Annotated in this window: 18 protein-coding genes; 10 read left to right on the forward strand and 8 right to left on the reverse strand. The window is 45.7% G+C overall.

Annotated elements, in window-relative coordinates; genetic code table 11:
* The first annotated feature begins 139 nt into the window (after positions 1–139).
* The gene (locus MKY75_RS24665) at positions 140–1,030 is read left to right on the forward strand and encodes a diacylglycerol/lipid kinase family protein (RefSeq protein ID WP_340886897.1); all 891 of its coding nucleotides are present in this window, start codon (positions 140–142) and stop codon (positions 1,028–1,030) included.
* 18 nt (positions 1,031–1,048) lie between these two features.
* On the opposite strand, the gene MKY75_RS24670 is transcribed toward MKY75_RS24665, so the two are convergent.
* The gene (locus tag MKY75_RS24670) at positions 1,049–1,591 is read right to left on the reverse strand and encodes a hypothetical protein (protein WP_039271982.1); all 543 of its coding nucleotides are present in this window, start codon (positions 1,589–1,591) and stop codon (positions 1,049–1,051) included.
* A 95-nt stretch (positions 1,592–1,686) separates the two neighbouring features.
* On the opposite strand from MKY75_RS24670, the gene MKY75_RS24675 reads away from it, so the two are divergent.
* Together MKY75_RS24675 and MKY75_RS24680 are read left to right on the forward strand one after the other, a co-directional pair.
* Positions 1,687–2,601 carry a phosphatidate cytidylyltransferase gene (locus MKY75_RS24675; RefSeq protein WP_165145549.1) on the forward strand — a complete coding sequence of 305 codons (915 nt, stop codon included), beginning with the start codon at positions 1,687–1,689 and terminating at the stop codon, positions 2,599–2,601.
* Between the two features lie 116 nt (positions 2,602–2,717).
* Complete coding sequence (locus tag MKY75_RS24680) at positions 2,718–3,065, forward strand: DUF3243 domain-containing protein (protein WP_340886901.1); 348 nt, start codon at positions 2,718–2,720, stop codon at positions 3,063–3,065.
* Between the two features lie 75 nt (positions 3,066–3,140).
* Here MKY75_RS24680 and MKY75_RS24685 read toward each other — a convergent pair whose 3' ends face one another.
* Complete coding sequence (locus MKY75_RS24685; protein ID WP_340886903.1) at positions 3,141–3,959, reverse strand: aminotransferase-like domain-containing protein; 819 nt, start codon at positions 3,957–3,959, stop codon at positions 3,141–3,143.
* The gene (locus MKY75_RS24690; RefSeq protein ID WP_340886906.1) at positions 3,898–4,515 is read right to left on the reverse strand and encodes an aminotransferase-like domain-containing protein; all 618 of its coding nucleotides are present in this window, start codon (positions 4,513–4,515) and stop codon (positions 3,898–3,900) included. Before MKY75_RS24690 ends, MKY75_RS24685 begins: the two co-directional genes overlap by 62 nt.
* 107 nt (positions 4,516–4,622) lie before the next feature.
* Between MKY75_RS24690 and MKY75_RS24695 the strand changes: the two genes are divergently transcribed.
* Complete coding sequence (locus MKY75_RS24695) at positions 4,623–5,522, forward strand: DMT family transporter (protein ID WP_029518866.1); 900 nt, start codon at positions 4,623–4,625, stop codon at positions 5,520–5,522.
* An 87-nt stretch (positions 5,523–5,609) separates the two neighbouring features.
* Here the strand turns inward: MKY75_RS24695 and MKY75_RS24700 are convergent, their stop codons facing one another.
* Together MKY75_RS24700 and MKY75_RS24705 are read right to left on the reverse strand one after the other, a co-directional pair.
* Positions 5,610–7,619 (reverse strand): PTS fructose transporter subunit IIABC, encoded by a 2,010-nt coding sequence (locus MKY75_RS24700; protein ID WP_340886907.1) that lies wholly within the window; start codon positions 7,617–7,619, stop codon positions 5,610–5,612.
* A gap of 169 nt (positions 7,620–7,788) precedes the next feature.
* Positions 7,789–9,741, reverse strand: a complete 1,953-nt coding sequence (locus MKY75_RS24705; protein ID WP_340886908.1) for a BglG family transcription antiterminator — start codon at positions 9,739–9,741, stop codon at positions 7,789–7,791.
* Between the two features lie 150 nt (positions 9,742–9,891).
* On the opposite strand from MKY75_RS24705, the gene MKY75_RS24710 reads away from it, so the two are divergent.
* Both MKY75_RS24710 and MKY75_RS24715 read left to right on the forward strand, forming a co-directional pair.
* Positions 9,892–10,620 (forward strand): SDR family oxidoreductase, encoded by a 729-nt coding sequence (locus MKY75_RS24710; RefSeq protein WP_029518869.1) that lies wholly within the window; start codon positions 9,892–9,894, stop codon positions 10,618–10,620.
* The gene (locus tag MKY75_RS24715; RefSeq protein ID WP_239645250.1) at positions 10,614–11,084 is read left to right on the forward strand and encodes a MerR family transcriptional regulator; all 471 of its coding nucleotides are present in this window, start codon (positions 10,614–10,616) and stop codon (positions 11,082–11,084) included. The genes MKY75_RS24710 and MKY75_RS24715 overlap by 7 nt, the downstream gene beginning before the upstream one ends.
* Positions 11,085–11,187: 103 nt before the next feature.
* Here the strand turns inward: MKY75_RS24715 and MKY75_RS24720 are convergent, their stop codons facing one another.
* Positions 11,188–11,742, reverse strand: coding sequence for a GNAT family N-acetyltransferase (locus MKY75_RS24720; protein WP_340887125.1), 555 nt, complete (start codon positions 11,740–11,742; stop codon positions 11,188–11,190).
* Positions 11,743–11,953: 211 nt separating this feature from the next.
* On the opposite strand from MKY75_RS24720, the gene MKY75_RS24725 reads away from it, so the two are divergent.
* Positions 11,954–13,084 carry an RDD family protein gene (locus MKY75_RS24725; protein ID WP_256026111.1) on the forward strand — a complete coding sequence of 377 codons (1,131 nt, stop codon included), beginning with the start codon at positions 11,954–11,956 and terminating at the stop codon, positions 13,082–13,084.
* Between the two features lie 223 nt (positions 13,085–13,307).
* Positions 13,308–14,348, forward strand: coding sequence for a CdaR family transcriptional regulator (locus MKY75_RS24730; RefSeq protein WP_209950091.1), 1,041 nt, complete (start codon positions 13,308–13,310; stop codon positions 14,346–14,348).
* A gap of 127 nt (positions 14,349–14,475) precedes the next feature.
* On the opposite strand, the gene MKY75_RS24735 is transcribed toward MKY75_RS24730, so the two are convergent.
* Together MKY75_RS24735 and MKY75_RS24740 are read right to left on the reverse strand one after the other, a co-directional pair.
* Positions 14,476–15,621: a glycerate kinase family protein gene (locus MKY75_RS24735; protein WP_340886911.1), complete on the reverse strand. Its 1,146-nt coding sequence runs from the start codon at positions 15,619–15,621 to the stop codon at positions 14,476–14,478.
* Positions 15,622–15,642: 21 nt separating this feature from the next.
* A complete protein-coding gene (locus MKY75_RS24740) occupies positions 15,643–16,938 on the reverse strand; it encodes a GntP family permease (RefSeq protein ID WP_025719225.1) in 1,296 nt (431 codons plus the stop codon).
* Between the two features lie 212 nt (positions 16,939–17,150).
* Here MKY75_RS24740 and MKY75_RS24745 point away from each other — a divergent pair, with 212 nt between their 5' ends.
* A complete protein-coding gene (locus MKY75_RS24745; protein ID WP_250241068.1) occupies positions 17,151–17,882 on the forward strand; it encodes a GntR family transcriptional regulator in 732 nt (243 codons plus the stop codon).
* Complete coding sequence (gene gntK, locus MKY75_RS24750) at positions 17,875–19,413, forward strand: gluconokinase (RefSeq protein WP_340886912.1); 1,539 nt, start codon at positions 17,875–17,877, stop codon at positions 19,411–19,413. The genes MKY75_RS24745 and gntK overlap by 8 nt, the downstream gene beginning before the upstream one ends.
* The last annotated feature ends 17 nt before the right edge of the window (positions 19,414–19,430 follow it).

Consider the following 19,430-nt stretch of genomic DNA (forward strand, 5'->3'; position numbering starts at 1 on the left):
ATGAAATCCTCCATTCAGATTTTATTTACTTTTATATAGTAACTAAAAATATAACACATGTCTAATCTAGAGTCTAAAGGTCTGCTTTGCGGGTAAGAGTGGGTAACCCAAACTTTCCCCTAGAGAAAGGAACATGTATATGAAGAAAGCTATGATCATTGTAAATCCCTCTTCCGGCAAAGAGGAATCCCTCCAACATGTCAGAAACGTAGAAGAAACTCTACGTGATCAAGGATACGTTGTTACGGTTAAAGAGACAGAGAAGGAACTGGACGCCACCCGTTTTTGCGTTAATGCGTGTGAGGAAGCTTGTGACCTAGTCGTTTCCATCGGTGGAGATGGCACACTTCACGAAACCATCAACGGTTTCATGGATCAAGACCACCGTCCAAGACTGGGGATTATCCCCCTTGGGACAGTCAATGATTTTGCCCGTGCCTTGCAAATTCAGCTAAGTCCCGAGCTGGCGATCCGTACACTGACTTCTGCCCGCGTGAAAAACGTAGATATGGGCCTCTTAAACGGCCGAATGTTTGCCAATGTTGTTGCTACAGGTTCGCTTGCTGAATCGCTATCAGCTGTATCGTCAGACGATAAATCCATGTTTGGCACATTTGCCTACTTCAAAGAAGGCATGAAAGAGCTTATCAGCCATCCAGCCCACTCACTTATCGTCCGCTATGATGACAAGACCTGGGAAGGAAAGTCCCCACTCTTTTTGGCCACGTTAACCAATTCAGTTGGCGGATTCGAGAAACTGGCACCCGATGCGACTGTTGACGATGGTCTGCTTCACTGCTTTATTTTTAAAAACCTCAATATATTGAACACCGTGACGGCCAGCATATCCTTATTTTTAGGCAACCTGAAGGATCATAGTGATATCGTTTACTTTACTGCAAAGCATGTAAGTGTCAGCTCCGCAGAACCGGTCAGTACGAATGTAGATGGTGAGGAAGGGCCGTCTTTGCCTATCGAGCTTGGTATTTTACCGCGTCATATCGAGGTAATTGTGCCGGAAGGGGTCTAGGTCATGCGGTGCTGGTCCTCAAGCTTGAGGATCATACTCGCTCAATTTCCCCTCGTAGATCAAATGGAATCGATCACTTTGCCGAAAATCGTCTGGCGTAACAAGAGCGGGCAGTTTGTTCCATATTTTTATGCCGGATCGCTGTAAAATTTCCGCGACGAATTGCGAACAAAAATAAGAATTGCTGAACTCGACTGGTTCTTTGAGTGCAATACCAATCAAACCCAGTAAGTTATACATATATTTTTGACGACTTCGGATAAATACATGTAAAACTCGCTTCATTTTTTCAACTTCACGGTCGGTTACTTGAAGCTGGTAGATAACACATGTTGTATTCGGAAATCTGCTGTATGTACCTGTCTTAATATCCTCTTTCACGAAACCACCATCCAGAGGGTTATTAGGGGTCTTTCTGCCGAAGCTGTATAACTCCGAAAGTTCCCGGTTGAAGGAAATGGAGGCGTGATTGTATGGCGCTCTCGTATAGCTTTTAATGACTCTCGTAAGAAACGTTCCCGTATTCGTAAGCAAGATAAAGACGGATTGATCTGCTACCATTTACGAAATTTCCCCTTATCAAGTTGGAATTATTCCTTCATAATAACATAGGAACCCTAATGGAACCCTATTTCGCGATAAGTTGGTGAGTGGTAATGGACAGTTCGATATTAACGTTAATCCTTATTTTTACAGCCTTATTGGTCATCCATCTGATTTACATAGTAGTAGTCAAAACACAGCCAGACAAAGACTATGCAGGGATTGGGCTTCGCATCAAGACATGGTGGGGTATGTTCTTTATCTTTTGCTTGGCAACTCTTTTCAATCCGATTGTTTCACTGCTTTCCCTGATGGCACTCACCTTTTTTGCGCTAAAAGAATACTTTTCCATGATTAGATCCAGAAAAGCTGATCGCAGATTGTTTCTATGGGCGTACTTGGCGATTCCCGTACAATTTTATTGGATTTATATCGGGTGGTACGGAATGTTTATTGTTTTTATTCCTATCTATGTATTCTTACTGCTACCGCTCCCGCGATTGATCAACAAAGGAACGGTTGGATTTCTGCGCAGTGTCAGCTCGACCCAGTGGGGACTCATGCTGATGGTTTTCGGGTTGAGTCATCTGGCCTATTTTCAGTTTGCTACGCCGCAATACGGAGCGAAACTTGTACTTTTTCTAGTGGTACTGACGCAGCTCAATGATGTCGTACACTATCTAGCATCACTCTATTTCGGAAAACGGAAAATCGTCCCGACATCCAATCCCAATATAACTTGGGAAGGCTTTGCATTCGCTTTTCCCGTAACTATAGCGGCTTCCTATTTCATCTATCCCTATCTGACGCCGTTTGACCTGAAATTTGGGATTATTTTCGGCATGCTGATCAGCTTGAGCGGTTTCTTCGGCAGCTTAACGGTTTCCGTGCTGAAGCGGGATTTATTAATCGGCGATGATGATAAGTTCGATGCTTTGAAAAAAAGCTATTTAAGCCGGGTGGATAGTTTGACCTACACCTCACCCGTCTTTTTCCACGTAATTCGTTATTTTTTTGACTTTATGTAGCGATTACCTCCGCAATACTCCGCTTCTCATCGGTTTCATTTTGGTTAGCCGGGGTAAGTACTACCGTACCGTAAGCAGTCCTTATCCTAGAAAACGATCTTGAGGAGGCATTAGAAATGGCAGAACACAATCATGTTGTGAATAAGGAAGGCGAAGTGGCCTTGAACAAGGTAGATGACGTATTAAATCGGATAGACGACAGCAAAAAGGATGACATTCTGGGCAGCTTTGATTCATTCAAAAGTTATTTGAGCGACAAGATTGAAATGGCTCAAAAAATCGGTTTAAATGAAGAATTGATCGCAAAAGCAGCTGAGAAGATAGCTGGATATCTGGCAGCCAAAGAAGAACCTCGAAACAGCGAGGAGAAGCTCCTCCAGGAGCTGTGGAAAGCGGGGGACAAGGAGCAGCAGCATGCGCTTGCCCATATGCTAGTACGCGTGGCTCAAACCTCGTATGAATAGTGATGATGGAACACAATATCTTGCTATGAAAAGGGCAGCCTATCCTCACCTAAGGATAGGCTGCTTTCGCGTTTACTACCGTTGCAGTGCGTTCCTGATTCTGCGAACCCCTTCACGAATTTCATTTTCCTTTAGATGCCCATAGCCCATGAGCAGCCGGTTCCCTTCAAGCTGTGCCGCAAATACATTTTGACTATGGAGACATTTCGGCAAATCCTCTCGGAACGGGAACTGAAACTCTGCTACCAAATGTAAACCCGCCGATCGGCCACACACCCGATATTGCCCTGTAAAATGCTGCTCAAGGCTATCAATCAGGACTTGACGACGCTTGGCATACACTTTCTTCATCTTATGTACATGTTTATGAAGGAGTCGCTTCCTGATATACCGACTCAACACAATTTGCTCCAGGCTCGCCGTCTGGTAATCCGCCAGTTGCTTTAAACGGATAAAATCAGCGACTCGTGACGAGGGAAGAACAATATAGCCGATCCTCAGCGCGGGGAATAATATTTTGCTAAACGTCCCGACATATAGCACCCGTTCTGGGTCCAGACTCTGCAAGGAGTGGACGGGCACCCCGTCATACCGGAACTCACTGTCATAATCATCTTCGAGCAGAAGACATCCTGTCCGGGCTGCATACTGAATTAGCTCGATCCGCCTTTGGATCGGCAAGATACCCCCCAGCGGGAACTGGTGCGAGGGTGTCAGATATGCCAGTTTGGGGTGTTTCTTTTGCGGCAGATCGGCTGTTATAACTCCCGAATCATCAACAGTCATACTCCGCAGTGTGGCTCCTGTGGCCGCCAGAATGCTTTTTAAATCTTCATTTGTCGGTTCCTCTACCAGGGCCTTCATCTCCAGCTGACAGTAACAGACGGGTGACAAGCTGAATCGCTTGTACTGCTCCGCTAGTGATTACAATATGTTCCGGGCTGACTTTCACTCCTCTGGTGTGACTCAAATAGTCGGCTAGCTCCCTGCGTAACTCAGGCTCTCCAGCAGGATCGCCATAACCTAGTGCCAGATCAGGAGCCTCTTTGCATACGCTCTGAAGCAAGTCAGCCCATGATTTGCGCGGAAATAATTCCAATGCAGGAAGGCCTGTCCGGAAGGAAATTACCGACATCTCATTTGAATATGCAGATTCCACTGCAGACGCAGACGCCTCGATAGGCGGTGCGGATACATAACCTGGAAGGACGGCCCCTTCGGCTACATAGGTTCCTGAACCTGAGCGCGCAATGGCTAAGCCTTCGGCTAGCAGCATTTCATAAGCTTCGAGGATAACATTCCGGGAAACGTTCAACTGTAAGGCCAGCACCCGGGTCGAAGGAAGTTTATACCCTGCATTCAGTTCTCCAGCTAAAATACGGTCCCGTATTGCTTGATATACCTGACGCAGCATCGGAACTGTCACATTCTTATCGATAGATAACCACATAGCTCCCCCCCAAGCGGTACTGTCGAAAACCTCTTCAACTGGATCTACAAGTGCCCAGTTTCTATTGCTACAGTATATATCAATATCTGTACAAGAGGTGAGATAAAATGAACAAACCAACCTTTTCGACTTACATGGAATTAGTGATCGCCACTTCCATTGTCGGCAGTTCTGTGGTAGTCGGCAAACTGGTCGTGATGCAGCTGCCTGTTTTTTTATCGCAATCTGCCAGTCTGGCTGTTGCCCTTCTGTTCTTGGTACCCATTGTATTCATCAAGAAGTATTCATTAAGGATCAGCAAACGGGATGCCTTAATCCTGTTCATTCAAGCACTGGTCGGCATGTTTCTCTTCCGTGTCCTAATGCTGTACGGGCTGGCCTACGCCTCTGCTTCCGAAAGCGGAATTTTAACTAGCTTAACCCCAGCTATTGTTGTACTTCTTTCGTATGTGCTGCTGAGAGAAAAGATTACGCTCCGCCCCGGACTAGGGATTGCCTGTTCACTGCTCGGTGTTTTGGCACTACAAGCACCTCACATATCGGCGCTCTGGTTCAATGCTCCTAACGCAACCTCGTTCATTGGCCTGCTGCTTGTTCTGTCTGCTGTGTTCGGAGAAGCGGCACTGACAGTGTTACGCAAGATGCTATCCAGCCATGTCTCTTCCCTGCTTGGAACCATGTATATAACACTCTTTTCATTCCTCATGTTCCTGGCTTGTTCCTTTGTGGAGGCCCAACAGTTCAACTTTAACCACGTTGGTGTAGGGGAGATTGGGCTAGTCTTATATTATGGTATCTTTGTCACCGCATTAGGCTACGTATTATGGTTTAGGGGTGTATCAAGAGTACCGGCTAGTACAGCAGCTGTATACACGGGTTGTATTCCCGTCAGCACACTGCTGCTGTCCTATATCATCCTCCGTGAATCCTTCTCATTTGCTCATCTGGCTGGTGCAGGCTTTGTATTTCTCGGCATCATACTTATATCACGCGGTGAACGCCGCTGACTCACGCAAAGACCTTCTCAAAAAAAAGGCTCCCGGCTGAAACTTCGGGAGCCTCTTTTCTTTATTTTAGGTTCTTATCGCATTGAATTAATGCACCTGATCCAGCAATTGATATGCTTCTTCCTTCGTAGTAACTGCCAGAAGCGCCTCTCTGAAATGATCGTCCATCAGCTTACGCGATAACATTTGCAGCACTTTCAGATGCGCATTTTCCTTGCTGTTGCGCGGTACGGCAATCATAAAGATCAGTTTTGCTTCACTTCCGTCTGCACTATTCCAGTCAACACCGCCTTGCTTGATGCCAAAGACCACGCTTGGCTTCAGGACAGCTTCCGATTTGCCATGAGGAATGGCAATATTCATTCCAATGCCTGTGGAGCCTTCTTCCTCTCTGGCTAATATCGCCTGTTTGAAATCACTGGCAGAGCTTACGGCTCCAGTTCTCTCAAGTGCTCCGATCATTTCATCAACCACAGCATCTCGTGTCGTTCCTTCCAGATCCAAATTAATCAGATCCATCGTTACAATATCCGTCAGTTTCTCAATGTGCATGGCTTGCGAAGACACTGCTGGCCCGTTATTTGTGACAGTTGTTGATGCAGATGACTCCGCCGCAGCAGTCGTTGTAGTAATCGCAGATTGCCCAGCTCCTGCGGTAGAATGTCCAGGCATCGCTTCCCCAGCAGCATCCGGAGTTACAGTTGCTGCAATATCTTTTTTCAGCAAGCTCACCAGGACAACCGATACGGCTACGCCGACAATAACGGCAATGAAGAACATAAGCACATGGTCCACTGCACCAAGTACAGCTACAATCGGTCCACCGTGAGCTACCTTATCACCTACATTTCCCAACATGGCGATGACAGAACCGACCATGGACCCTACCATAATACTGGGAATAACACGCAGTGGATCTTGCGCCGCGAATGGAATCGCACCTTCGGTAATCCCGAACAACCCCATCGTGAATGTTGCCTTCCCGGCCTCGCGTTCCGCAGGTGCAAATTTACGTTTGTTGATCATCGCTGCAAGTCCCATCCCAATCGGCGGAATACAAATCGCAACGGCGATTGGCCCCATAATTTCATAATTCCCTTCGCCGATCATGGCCGAACCGAATAAGAAAGCAACTTTGTTCACAGGGCCGCCCATATCAAAGGAGATCATCGCACCTAGAATCAATGCTAGTAGAATTGAACTTGTACCTTGCATACCTGCAAGCCAGCCCGTTAAAGCTTCAAACAATTGTGCGACTGGAGCACCAATCACAAAGACAAAGATTAATCCAACAATTAACGATGCCAATACAGGGATAATAATAATAGGCATGATCGGCTGTAACGCTCGCCCAACCTTCATTTTCCGAATACCCAGTGCAACATAACCCGCCAGAAAACCAGCGATAATCCCGCCGATAAATCCGGCCCCCGCCTCACTTCCATAAAAACTGCCGTTCGCAGCAATGAATCCGCCAACCATACCCGGTGCAAGCCCCGGTCTATCCGCAATACTCATTGCGATAAATCCGGCGAGGATCGGTATCATAAAGGTAAACGAAGCTGAGCCGATATCCTGAACCGTCTTCCAAAATGAACCGTCCGGTATAACCAGACCGCCTGGTGTCTTCTCACCGCCAATCGTCAACGCAATGGCAATGAGCAATCCCCCAATGACGATGAAGGGTACCATATAGGACACACCGTTCATCAAGTGTCGGTAGATGGGATTTTGTTTCGGTTTGTTCTCCTGTGAGCTACCTTCGGCAGTACGTGACTCTGCTTGGTGCACAGGTACATTCCCCTTCATCACCCGCTGGATCAATTCTTCTGGACGGCGAATGCCATCCTGTACGCCAACGACCAGCAGTTTCTTACCGACGAAGCGGTCTTTAACCACCGTTTTATCCGCTGCAATAATAATGCCATCTGCCTCACGGATATCCTGCTCGGTCAGTTGATTTTCGACTCCAATGGAGCCTTGCGTCTCGACCTTCATTTCGATGCCCAGCTTTGCTGCTGCCTTTTGCAGATTCTCAGCTGCCATATACGTATGTGCAATTCCGTTAGGACATGAGGTAATCGCTAATATCTTCATAGTCATTCCCCTTCTCTCTGTTGTTTCCGCTTACATTGATAGTATAAACGCCTATCTTGCTGTTATCGGACGAACTTTTTACCGGAACTTTCGGAAAAACGGAATTATACCGACAAAAAGCAGGACTTATCTATAAGTCCTGCTCCAGAGTACAGCTTTTGATTTTAGTTTATCCCTTCATTCTCCCTAATAATCTCATCGCATCGGTCTCCTTAGATAAGGCATGAACCAAAGCAGGCTGCTCACTGATCAGGGACAATTCCTTGAATAACTGGCGCATCTCTTCCCGCCCATCCTGTTTAACCGCAAGCAAGAACACAAGCTCTACTTTCTCGGTCCCCCAGGTAAGCGGCTGCTTCAAGGTAGCGATTACAATAGAGGACTGCCTTATCCACTCAGAACCGCCATGCGGGATGGCTATGCCTCCTCCAATCGTCGTAGCCGACATTTTCTCACGCGCCAGTACGCTGTCCACATAACCGGGCTCCACATATCCTTTGTCCTCCAGTATTTGCGCCAGCTTGGAGATCAATTGTTCCGGATGCTGCACTTCCTGCTGGGGAAAGACCAAAAAAGGTGTTGTATATTTAAAAAATACAGATTCGTCTGCCGCCCTATGTTCCGGCTCATCCAGTCGTCGGATCACTTGCTCCAGTCGACGTTCGTCCTTGGCATCCAGCAAGGGAGAGACGAGAATGTGCGGAATGTTTATCTCTGGGAGATCTACAGTGGTAATGACGAGATCCACCTCCTGAGCTGCCAGATAGTCCTGGACTTCCGCTTTGGAAAGGGTTGTCTCCACATGTACAGCCGGAAATTTACGTTCCACCTTGGTGCGCAGCAGTTGGGACATACCAATGCCCATGTGACACACGATGATGGCTCTCTGGGGATGACTCTCTTTCTGGTGCAATCGCTCCACAGAAGCCTGAAAATGCAGCGTTAAATACGCCGCTTCCTCCTCGGGGAATGATAGCCGGACCCATCTCCCCACCTCTTCCAGCGTAATAATAACTCGGTCGAACATGTAGGGGTACATCTTCTTGATCTCGGCCAGCATAGGATTGGACACGGTCAACCCATATTGAAGACGGTTCAGGGTCGTATATAAATGGACATTCAATCCTTTCAGCAACATCTTGTCCTTGGAAAAGGCAATCATATTCAGCTCGGACATCCGCCGGACTAACTGCTCAATCAACTCAGGCAAAAGCGGGTGGCTATCTGCCAGCTCACCTTGTTTTCCTGTTCTTTCCTCCTGCTGGTAACGGAACTTCCCGCTAAGCAGGTGCAGAGTTAAATACGCTGTCTCTTCCTTGGAAAAAGGCACGGCAAACAACTTTTGCAACTGCTGCAAAAAAGACATAGCCCATGTAAATTCGCGTCTCTCCTGCAAAAAGGCAATGTCCTGCTTGGAGAGGGAAATGGGTTGTCCCATCTTGGTTCGTTTGACCATTAAGAGGATATGCAGCATTAGAGCTTCGAAAGCTTCGTCAGTAAAGCTGAGCTCATTGCGTTTTTGCAATGCTTTTAATTCATGATTTATGGTTGTAATCTCGTGCGATTCAAACTGTTTGCGCATCAACTGTCCTGTTAACTCAGGACTGTCAATCAGCTGGTTCATCCGCGCCAAAGCGATGCGCTTATTTTTCTCAGAGCCTAGGATGGTCAAGCCTACGCGCTGCTTGGTAATTAAGGCCAGATCAAAGCTGTGTAGCCAGCCATCAATCTTCTCCATATCTCTACGAATTACCGTCTTGTTCACATAATACTGTGAAGCTAGATCCTGGATGGTCACAGGCTTGGCATTCATCAAGAGCCGATAGGCGAGATGCAGTACCCTTTCCTCATCCGACTCATGTTGGGCCGTACTCTCGTCCGCATACAGTCGATGGAACAATTCATTCTGATCCGCTTCACCCATCTCCAGATAAATGCCGCGTCCCGGCCTTCTCACCAGATTGGCATCAGAATGCTTGACGATATAATCTTCAATTACTTTCAGATCGTTGCGGATCGTCTTTTCAGAGCAGTCGGTCAGATCCGCCAGATCCTGCGCTAACCACAACCGGTCCGGTTCAGTTAACAACATGCGTAAAATTTCCATTTGCCTTTTATTCATTCCATTCTCCCATCTTCCAAGTTAAAGAATGTCCACGGCATTTCGAGCTATATTTTTGCTGGTTTTGTGTTGACTTTAAGTATACTCCAAGTAGTACATTTAAAGCATGGTGGCCGCCAAATTCAAGAATAATGAAAAGAGGAATCACTCATGACCATTGGAAAAACAGTTCTTATTACTGGGGCCAACAAAGGCATCGGGTATGAAACAGCCAGACAATTGGGGGGTATGGGTTATACAATCCTGATTGGCTCACGGAATGAGCAGAGCGGCCGGGAAGCGGTGGCTAAGTTGGCTAATGAGGGAGTAAAAGCCCGATTGATTTTGTTAGACGTGACGAATCACAGTACGATTGATTCCGCAGTCCAACAGATCAAACAAGAATTCGGTTCCCTTGATGTACTCATCAACAATGCCGGTATATCTTTGGGAGGAGCCACTCCTCCAAGTCAGTTTTCTTTGGACGATTTAAGAGAAACGTATGAAACAAACTTTTTCGGTTTGGTCGCCGTGACGCAAGCCATGCTGCCTTTATTGCAAGAATCTCCATGCGGTAGAATCGTTAACTTGTCGAGTGGCCTCGGTTCATTAACCTATAATAGCGATCCTGAACATGAGCATGCACAATTTAATTTGCTTGCCTACAATAGCAGCAAAGCAGCGGTTAATATGTTCACCGTCACCCTTGCCAAAGAATTCAAAGACTCACCTCTCAAAATTAATTCGGCTGACCCTGGCTTTACCGCCACTGACTTAAACGGCTTTACAGGACCGGGTTCGGTACAACAGGCTGCTGCTGTCGTTGTACGTTTAGCCGCTTTAAATAATGACGGGCCGTCAGGAGGATTTTTCGACTCGAATGGAGAAGTGCCTTGGTAATCGTTACAGTGAAGGAGTGGGGTACTTTGCAGGAAATTCCGGAGACGATAACCTCTATTCGTCAAGCTGCAGAACTAACAGGTTTAACAGAGGATACCATACGCTATTACGAGCGAATTGGCTTGCTGCCTTATGCAGAACGAAAGGCTAACGGACACAGGTTCTACAGTAGAGATCAGATTCTGGGGATTATCTTTCTAACCCGATTAAAAGCCACTGGAATGACCATAGAGGAAATGAAGCATTATCGAGAACTTTCGATGCAAGGCAACAGCACCATTCCGATTAGACACTCCTTACTTGAAAAACATAATCAGAAGATTCAACAAGAAATCTCCAGACTTATGGAGACCCAAAAAATTATTAAATATAAGCTCAGCCATTATCGCGACCTCTCTACCAATCCTGATCTTAGCGACACGAATTGTAACCCTACAACACCCAGCACCAATCCCCTTCTTTAAGGGGTTTTTTATTGCTTTATCCAAAAAGAAGGTCGATCATGTTGTACAATGATCAACCTTCTTCCTATCCATGCTCCCCTGCTTGATTCACCTACATCTATCATTACTGAGAACGATTGATATACTCTGATTTGACCAACGCGCACATGTAAAGATCATCATATTTCCCGGACGTAAATTCATATTGGGAGAGGAGCCCTTCCTGCCGAAAGCCTGCTTTTTCGAGCAAACGCAAGGATTGTGCATTCTCTGGCTCTACTAGCGCCTGAATGCGGTTCAATGAGAGGGTATTAAACCCATAGTCGATTACAGCTGCAAGTACCTCCAACATTAACCCTTGGCCCCAATAGTCTCTGGACAATTCATAGCCCATTTCTGCCCGGTGATGACGTTGGTCCCAGTTATGAAACCCGCAAGAACCGATGATTTTACCTTCATTCGTTTGAAGAGCCCAGCGTATTCCCTGATCTGTCTCAAAAATCCGATCATACCAACTGATCTCATCCAGTACATCCTGTTCAGACTCAAACGGGCTCAGTCCATAAAACTTCATAACCTGCTCATCTGAAAAGTATTCCAACATGTCCTTGCTGTCCGTCGCTACCATTTTTCGTAATACGAGACGTTCGGTCGTTATAACCGGAAACTCACCTTTCACATTCTCACCTCTTGCTGCCTTGTTCGCTTTTGCCAGCTCTTCTTGCATACCCATACCTCCCGAGTCTATCGTTACTTTCTTCTTCCAATTATAGAGTAAATGAGAGGAAGGGATATTTATAATAATTTCTTTGTTTATAGAATGTTTTCCTAAACATGGATTGTAAAATGACCGTTAATATAAGGAGTGTGTTTTTAATTATTAAGAAGAGGTGTATTTTTTGGACGAACAGCACGTACCACACAACCCGCAGGAATCTTCAAGACAGATGTACATTCGGCATGGTCAAAATTATGGGGTAGATCCAAACAGGATGGCGGCGTTATCAAAAACATACGGGAACTCTACTCTGTTTAGACGGTGGGGAGCAACAGTTTTTGATTGCATATTTTTTTATCTTGGGTATATTTGTTTCTTTATTTCTGTCATTCAAATAACGGATAGATGGTTTTGGCCTTTAGCGATTGCATCCCGTTGTATTCTGCTTATTGCTTTCTTCAGCTATTATTTGCTTTTGGAAGGTTACACAGGCTATACGCTGGGTAAGTTCGTCTTTCGTATTAAGGTGGTTAACGGGGAAGGTAAGCCTCCTGGTTTTCTTAAATCACTCATTCGTACGCTGCTCAGGCTAATCGATACCAATCCGTTGCTAATGGGTGGGATACCTGCTGGTATCAGCGTGTTAGTAACTGCATCTAGACAACGAATTGGTGATTTAGCTGCAGGTACATATGTTGTAAAGGTACGGGATTTAGAGCCGATTAGCAAAAAGACAATGAAACGTTCGCTGTTTATATTTTTTACCGCCATGGTGATCTTGGGAGCCTCGTTTGTAAATGCTATTTTTATACTGGCAAATAGTTACGTGCCTCCTGAAGCTCCAGTGAGCAAGAAAGAGCAAAGCTATGTGAGTAAAGATGGACGATTTCAAATCACAGCCCCACTGGACTGGTCAACAGATCCGGACCGTGAAGGAAAAGCAGAGATTGCGATATTTAATCCGTACATTCAAAAGTCCGTTGTGGTACTATCCCACTCGAAAAAGCAATTGGGCAATATAACTCTCCAACAGTATGGTAAGAAAGCTGAAAATAACTTAACCAAAGAGTGGAACCTGTCCAGTGTAGGACCTGTCTCTAATACAACTATTCATGGATATCCTGCCCTTGAGTTCGCGATTAAAGGTAAAAAAGATGTGGATAAATATATCACCCATGTAGCGATTATTGAGACCGAAAAGGATTACTACCAGGTGCTAGGATATGCCCCAGCGTCTAAAGACGGCCGTTTAAAGAAAGAACTACACGACATTATCTATAGCTTCCGCGAGGTTCGTCATTAGTCAGCGTGGCTGGCAATAAAAAGGATAGACACAAAAAGCAGGTGCTCCTTAGAGCCCTGTTTTTTTGCGTACAACGATTCTTCACATCTATGATAAAATGGACTGACATGCTCGGCGACCTGCCTTATCATATTGTTCAGATGCACAATAAATTGGAAACCCTTTCATAAAGGTAGTACATTAAGGTACACTATATCACGATAGATAAAGGAGGAATCCGGATTTGTTTCAGCTCTCCGAAAAACAAGCCCAAGACATCGTAGACAAAATGATGAAGGATATTCCATACAATATCAATATAATGAATGAACGAGGCATCATCATTGGCAGCGGCGAGAGTGAACGAATCGGAACCATTCACCAAGGCGCTGTTCAGGCGCTCGAAACCGGGAAAATGATTGAAGTGTGGCAGGACGGCCACTATGAGAAAAGGGGAACCAACGAACCGATTGTCATTCATCATGAGTTAGTTGGCGTGATTGGTATTTCAGGCAATCCCGATGAAGTGCGTCCTTTTTGCAATATTGTTAAAACTACAGTATCTCTCCTGATTGAACAGCGCATCTCATTGGAGCATCTGGCCTATGAAGCCAATCGCAAAAAATCTGTGCTGGAAATGTTATTGAATCATCAGGGAGCCTACACGCAAAAAATAAAAAAAGAAGCAGCTCAATATCACATTGATTTGCTTCTAAAAACTTCGGCTGTATATGTAAAGTATCTGCCTGCTGATCCAGCTCATTTAGCCGAGTTGTCCAATATATTCATGCAGCATCCATCCTTTCGTATGGAGGAAGATTGTTATCTCGTCCTAATACAAAATCAGGAACCGACAGACAAACTGCTAGAGCCACTTGTGCGCAGCCATCCCGATGTGCTGATTACGGTCAGCAGACAAGAGCACAACATTGCGGATGTTTATATGCAAGCCAAGTCAGCTATGAATGTTTTACTGGCTTTGCGCCCGCCTGTGCAAAAAATTTCTTTTGCGGAAGTCGAATTTCTGGTCAAATTGAGTCAAACGAACCTGACGAACACGATCTATCTGGTGAGCAAGCTGGAGGATACCGTGGATTTGCTGGATACGCTGCGAAGCTTTATTAACCATAACGGCAGTGTCTCCTTTACGGCAGATGAATTAAACATTCACCGAAATACGCTGCAATACCGCCTGAAGCGCATCCATACCTTAACTGGTAAAGATCCCCGGAATCTCCTTCAGCTTTTTGAGCTTACGCACGGCTTATTGGCACTGTATCAATGAACAGCTGTTTCACGCCCCTGACCATACGCCAGAAATATCATGTATCCGCTCGCCGCACTCCCAATTTCTCAGTCAATCCGGCTTTAGCTAAGCTCGGGATTACAGGCGAGCGCTCGTATTATTCGGTTCACTTCTCGCTGAATTGAAGTACTCTTGCGATATTCTCGCACGTACGCTCTACGTTTTGCGGCCCTTCGGCCAGCAGCTTACCGAGCTCCGAGGCTCCCGGTACGATGCCGAACACCGCATCTATTCCTTCCTTGTACAACGTGTCGATCCCTTCCCCGATATAACCTGCAACCGCAATAACCTTTTTGCCAGACTGTTTGGCCGCCTGAGCTACTCCATAAGGAGTTTTACCGAATTTAGTCTGAAAATCAATACCGCCTTCCCCCGTCAAAACGATATCGGCCGTGGCAAGCTTTTGTTTTAAACCGGTGTATTCAATCACAATTTCAATGCCTTTTTGCAGCGCCGCTTGAGTGAAAATCAATAAGCCCGCACCCAATCCACCTGCTGCGCCTGCGCCTGGGAGATCGCGCACATCCTTGCCTAGTTGCTGCTTCACCACATCGGCATAATGGGCAAGATTGGCATCCAATTGCTGCACCATCTCCGGGGTTGCCCCTTTTTGTGGCCCGAATACTTGAGAGGCCCCATGCTCTCCGCACAGCGGATTTGTCACATCACAGGCTACAATCAGTTGTACCTGCTGCAACCGGCCATCCAGTGATGAAATATCGACACTGGCCAGCTCGCCCAGACTACCGCCACCGCGCGGAAGAGTATTGCCTGTTGCATCCAGAAATCTGGCGCCCAGTGCTTCCGCCATGCCTGTACCGCCATCATTCGTCGCGCTTCCGCCAATGCCGATGATAATTTTTCGAATTCCCTGGTTCAGACATTCACGGATTAACTCCCCTGTACCGTAGGTGGTTGTCTTTAACGGGTTCTTGTTATCCTTGTTAACCAGATGGATTCCACTGGCGGATGCCATCTCGATTGCCGCCGTGGTGCCGTCTCCCAGCAAGCCGTATGCAGCAGTTACAGGTTCTCCAAGTGGTCCTGTCACCTCAATATAACGAACCTGTCCGCCTGTCGCATCCACCAGTGACTGCACCGTTCCTTCACCGCCGTCCGCCATCGGTACGTGGACGTAATTCGCTGCTGGATAGACCTTGCGCAGTCCATTCTCCATCGCGATACACACTTCTTTAGCCGTCATGCTTTCTTTAAAAGAATCTGGTGCCAGCACAAATGTTTTCTCTCTCATCTTCTCACCCCATTGTAAATATTAAAGTAAAAATCCATACATGAGTGTCGCTACAATTGCCATCGTCCCACCCACAATAGCTTCGTAAGGAATCAATCCCATCCGTTGTTTAATGCTCATTTTCATGCTGTCTGCCGTGACGTGAAAATAGTTGCCCTGCGGCAAGGAATCAATGACTGTAGCTCCTGTATGCACCATCACAGCTGCGGCGAGCGGGGCCGTCCCCATGTTCAGAATGGCTTCCCCAAACGAGCCTGTCGCCAAAATAACTCCCGTCGAGGTGGACGCCGTGGCGGCTGCCATCAGAATACCTGCAAGCGGTGCCAAAAATGTACCGGAAACTCCCGAAGCTTCAATCAGGCCAACCACCTGTGCAGACAAGTTGGAGGCAGAGATCAGACCGGCAATCCCGCCTGCACCGATCAAAATCAGCACAGTCGCTGTCATTTTATTTAAACCGGAGGCCGAATACTTCAGGATATTGCGCCCTTGTCCCATGGCCAGCATACCCACAATCCCGGCGATCGGCAAAATGTACATCGCATCCACCTTGAAACTCGAAAGTGCTTCAATGCCGGAGATGGAACCAATCGGGTTAATCATCAGCAAAATAACAGCTACCAGCGGGGCTACAATCGCCCGTCCCAACGCTGGATATTTCGATGTATCGACATCACTGTCCATAATATCCTGGTCGGACACCTTCACACCTTTGGTTTTCAACATAGATGCCACCAATACAGTCATGATTAAACCGCATATCGCAGGAACCACGCCCGCCAACATCACGTGGCTTAAATCCAGATTAAATCCGCGCGCCGCCGCAATCGTATTAGGATTGGGAGAGATGATGTTCCCCGCTTTTCCGCCTCCAGACAAAGCCAACAGGAGCGCCAGCTTGGAAATCCCCATTTTGTTACCGACCGACAATGCAATAGGTGCCACAATCAGCACGGCAACGGGAATAAATACACCTACCGCCGTAATAATCATCGTCGCTAAGGCTAGTGCGAGTATCGCTTTACTACCGCCAAATTTCTTTACAATAGCCTGCGCAATCGTCTCCGCCGCCCCGGATTCCATCATTACGCCTGCCAATACACCTGCGGCAAGCACACGAATGACCGTCCCCATCACACTTTGCGTACCGCTTATTAACACGCTGATCGTCTGCTCCAGATTGGCTCCGCCCAATAAAGCGCCTACAATAGCTCCCAAAAATAAAGCATAAACCGGATTCAGCTTTCTTAATATCAGAATAATTGCAATAGCCAGCCCTGCCAGAGCCCCTATCCAACTGATCGTCAATCCTTCCATCTGTCTAACCCCCCGGGCAATTTTTGATTACGCTTTCATTATATCGATTGCTGTATGTGAAAAATATTGAAGAACAGACGAAATTGATTGTGCATTTGCACAAAAAAGTCCGAACAGGCTTACAAAACAAACTTAATGAATACGCTTGCAAATTTAAAATTTAAGATTATAATACCTGTATACAAGTATACTTGATTAATTGAGAAGGTGAAATGATGGTCGAATCAGAATTCCTATATCCCTCCAAATGGCTTTTAAAAGCCTCAGCTGGTGATCGCGTAACTTCCGAGCTTAGAATGCGCATTATTTCTGGCGGGATTGAAAGCGGTACCATATTATCTGAAAATAAACTAGCTGCTGATTTCACTGTAAGTCGCTCACCCATTCGTGAAGCGTTAAAAATACTGGCATCCGAAAATATCATTCGATTAGAAAGAATGGGAGCCGTTGTTATTGGCCTATCAGAAAAAGAAATAGAAGAAATTTATGATGTCCGTCTGCTCATAGAATCCTTCGTATTTGAACGTCTTGTAAAGATGGACACTAATGATTTGGCGAAGGAACTTAGTAAAATACTCGAAATGATGAAAGTCGCCATCAAATATGGTGATGCTGATGAGTTTTCATATCAAGATGTCTTATTCCATGAAACGATTATTCGTGCAGTCAATCATTCTCAAATTCTGATGATTTGGAATAATTTGAAGCCTGTTATGGAAAGTCTCATTCTTTTGTCGATGCGTATGCGTTTCAAAGAAAAGTATGAAGATTTTACACGCATTATAAACAATCACGAACTTTATATTGAAGCAATCAAAGCAAAAGATAGAGACCTCATGATCAAGTCTTTACATGAAAACTTTGATGATGTTCAAGGTAAAGTAGAAGACCTATGGATGTCACAACAAATGCTATCTAAAGGAGTCGTGCAACAAAATGACTAACTATATGTTGGGTGTAGATATCGGGACCACAAGTACGAAAGCCGTTCTATTTAGCGAAAAAGGCGAAGTCATCCAACAAGAGAATATTGGATACCCGCTTTATACACCGGACATAGCGACAGCTGAACAAAACCCAGAAGAGATTTTTCAGGCTGTCCTACAGGCCATTTCGAATATCATGAAACATCACTCACAAAAAAAGCTATCGTTTGTTTCATTTAGCAGTGCCATGCATAGTGTCATTGCGATGGATGAAAATGACCTCCCACTTACGTCTTGTATCACTTGGGCAGACAATCGAAGTGAAGCATGGGCACATAAAATAAAAGATCAGTTGAATGGCCATGAAGTCTATAAACGAACAGGAACACCCATTCACCCCATGTCACCCTTAACAAAAATAGCTTGGATTGTGAATGATCTTCCTGAAACCGCTGTCAAGGTTAAAAAGTATATCGGAATTAAAGAATATATTTTCAAAAAGTTCTTTGATCAATATGTAGTGGATTATTCCCTGGCTTCTGCCATGGGCATGATGAATCTAGAAAAATTAGATTGGGATGAAGAAGCATTAAAAATTGCGGGTATAACACCTTCTCAATTATCTGAGCTCGTGCCAACAATCCAGATATTTACCAACTGTGATTCAGATTTAGCAAAAAAGATGGGGATCGATCCACAAACATCGTTTGTCATTGGAGCTAGCGATGGAGTCCTTTCTAATCTAGGTGTAAATGCGATACGAAAAGGCGAGGTTGCCGTCACAATCGGGACAAGCGGTGCCATTCGAACCATTATAGACAAGCCTCAAACAGACGAAAAGGGAAGAATATTTTGTTATGCCTTAACGGAAAAACACTGGGTTATTGGGGGGCCGGTGAACAATGGCGGGATGGTCCTTCGCTGGATCCGTGACGAGCTTGCCTCATCAGAAGTAGAAACAGCGAAAAGACTAGGAATTGATCCATATGATGTACTAACCAAGATTGCTGAACGTGTAAGACCAGGATCTGACGGATTGTTATTCCATCCATACCTGGCTGGTGAACGTGCCCCATTATGGAATCCAGATGTACGTGGCTCATTCTTCGGTTTGACGATGTCACATAAGAAAGAACATATGATTCGCGCAGCCCTAGAAGGAGTCATTTACAATTTGTACACCGTATTTTTGGCATTAACTGAATGCATGGACGGTCCCGTGACCCGAATTCAGGCTACTGGAGGCTTCGCAAGGTCAGATGTTTGGCGACAAATGATGTCCGATATATTCGCATCTGAAGTCGTCGTTCCAGAAAGCTACGAAAGTTCTTGTCTAGGAGCTTGTATTTTAGGCTTGTATGCCACCGGAAAAATTCAATCCTTTGAAGTCGTCTCTGAAATGGTTGGCAGTACCAACAAACATACACCCAAAGAAGAAGCAACCAAGGAATACAGAAAATTGCTGCCGATTTTCATTAACCTATCCAGAGTATTAGAAGAAGATTATACACGTATTTCCAATTATCAAAGAAGCCTAATTAAACACTAAAAAGATAAAAAGCAGGG

This window comes from Paenibacillus sp. FSL L8-0663 (assembly GCF_038008125.1).
GTDB lineage: Bacteria > Bacillota > Bacilli > Paenibacillales > Paenibacillaceae > Paenibacillus > Paenibacillus polymyxa_D.

What these genes read in the sequence shown, in the direction of transcription:
- MKY75_RS24665 (WP_340886897.1), top strand. Translation starts at nt 140, where the DNA reads ATGAAGAAAGCTATGATCATTGTAAATCCCTCTTCCGGCAAAGAGGAA.
- MKY75_RS24670 (WP_039271982.1), bottom strand. Translation starts at nt 1,591, where the DNA reads ATGGTAGCAGATCAATCCGTCTTTATCTTGCTTACGAATACGGGAACG.
- MKY75_RS24675 (WP_165145549.1), top strand. Translation starts at nt 1,687, where the DNA reads ATGGACAGTTCGATATTAACGTTAATCCTTATTTTTACAGCCTTATTG.
- MKY75_RS24680 (WP_340886901.1), top strand. Translation starts at nt 2,718, where the DNA reads ATGGCAGAACACAATCATGTTGTGAATAAGGAAGGCGAAGTGGCCTTG.
- MKY75_RS24690 (WP_340886906.1), bottom strand. Translation starts at nt 4,515, where the DNA reads ATGTGGTTATCTATCGATAAGAATGTGACAGTTCCGATGCTGCGTCAG.
- MKY75_RS24695 (WP_029518866.1), top strand. Translation starts at nt 4,623, where the DNA reads ATGAACAAACCAACCTTTTCGACTTACATGGAATTAGTGATCGCCACT.
- MKY75_RS24700 (WP_340886907.1), bottom strand. Translation starts at nt 7,619, where the DNA reads ATGAAGATATTAGCGATTACCTCATGTCCTAACGGAATTGCACATACG.
- MKY75_RS24705 (WP_340886908.1), bottom strand. Translation starts at nt 9,741, where the DNA reads ATGAATAAAAGGCAAATGGAAATTTTACGCATGTTGTTAACTGAACCG.
- MKY75_RS24710 (WP_029518869.1), top strand. Translation starts at nt 9,892, where the DNA reads ATGACCATTGGAAAAACAGTTCTTATTACTGGGGCCAACAAAGGCATC.
- MKY75_RS24735 (WP_340886911.1), bottom strand. Translation starts at nt 15,621, where the DNA reads ATGAGAGAGAAAACATTTGTGCTGGCACCAGATTCTTTTAAAGAAAGC.
- MKY75_RS24740 (WP_025719225.1), bottom strand. Translation starts at nt 16,938, where the DNA reads ATGGAAGGATTGACGATCAGTTGGATAGGGGCTCTGGCAGGGCTGGCT.
- MKY75_RS24745 (WP_250241068.1), top strand. Translation starts at nt 17,151, where the DNA reads ATGATGGTCGAATCAGAATTCCTATATCCCTCCAAATGGCTTTTAAAA.
- gntK (WP_340886912.1), top strand. Translation starts at nt 17,875, where the DNA reads ATGACTAACTATATGTTGGGTGTAGATATCGGGACCACAAGTACGAAA.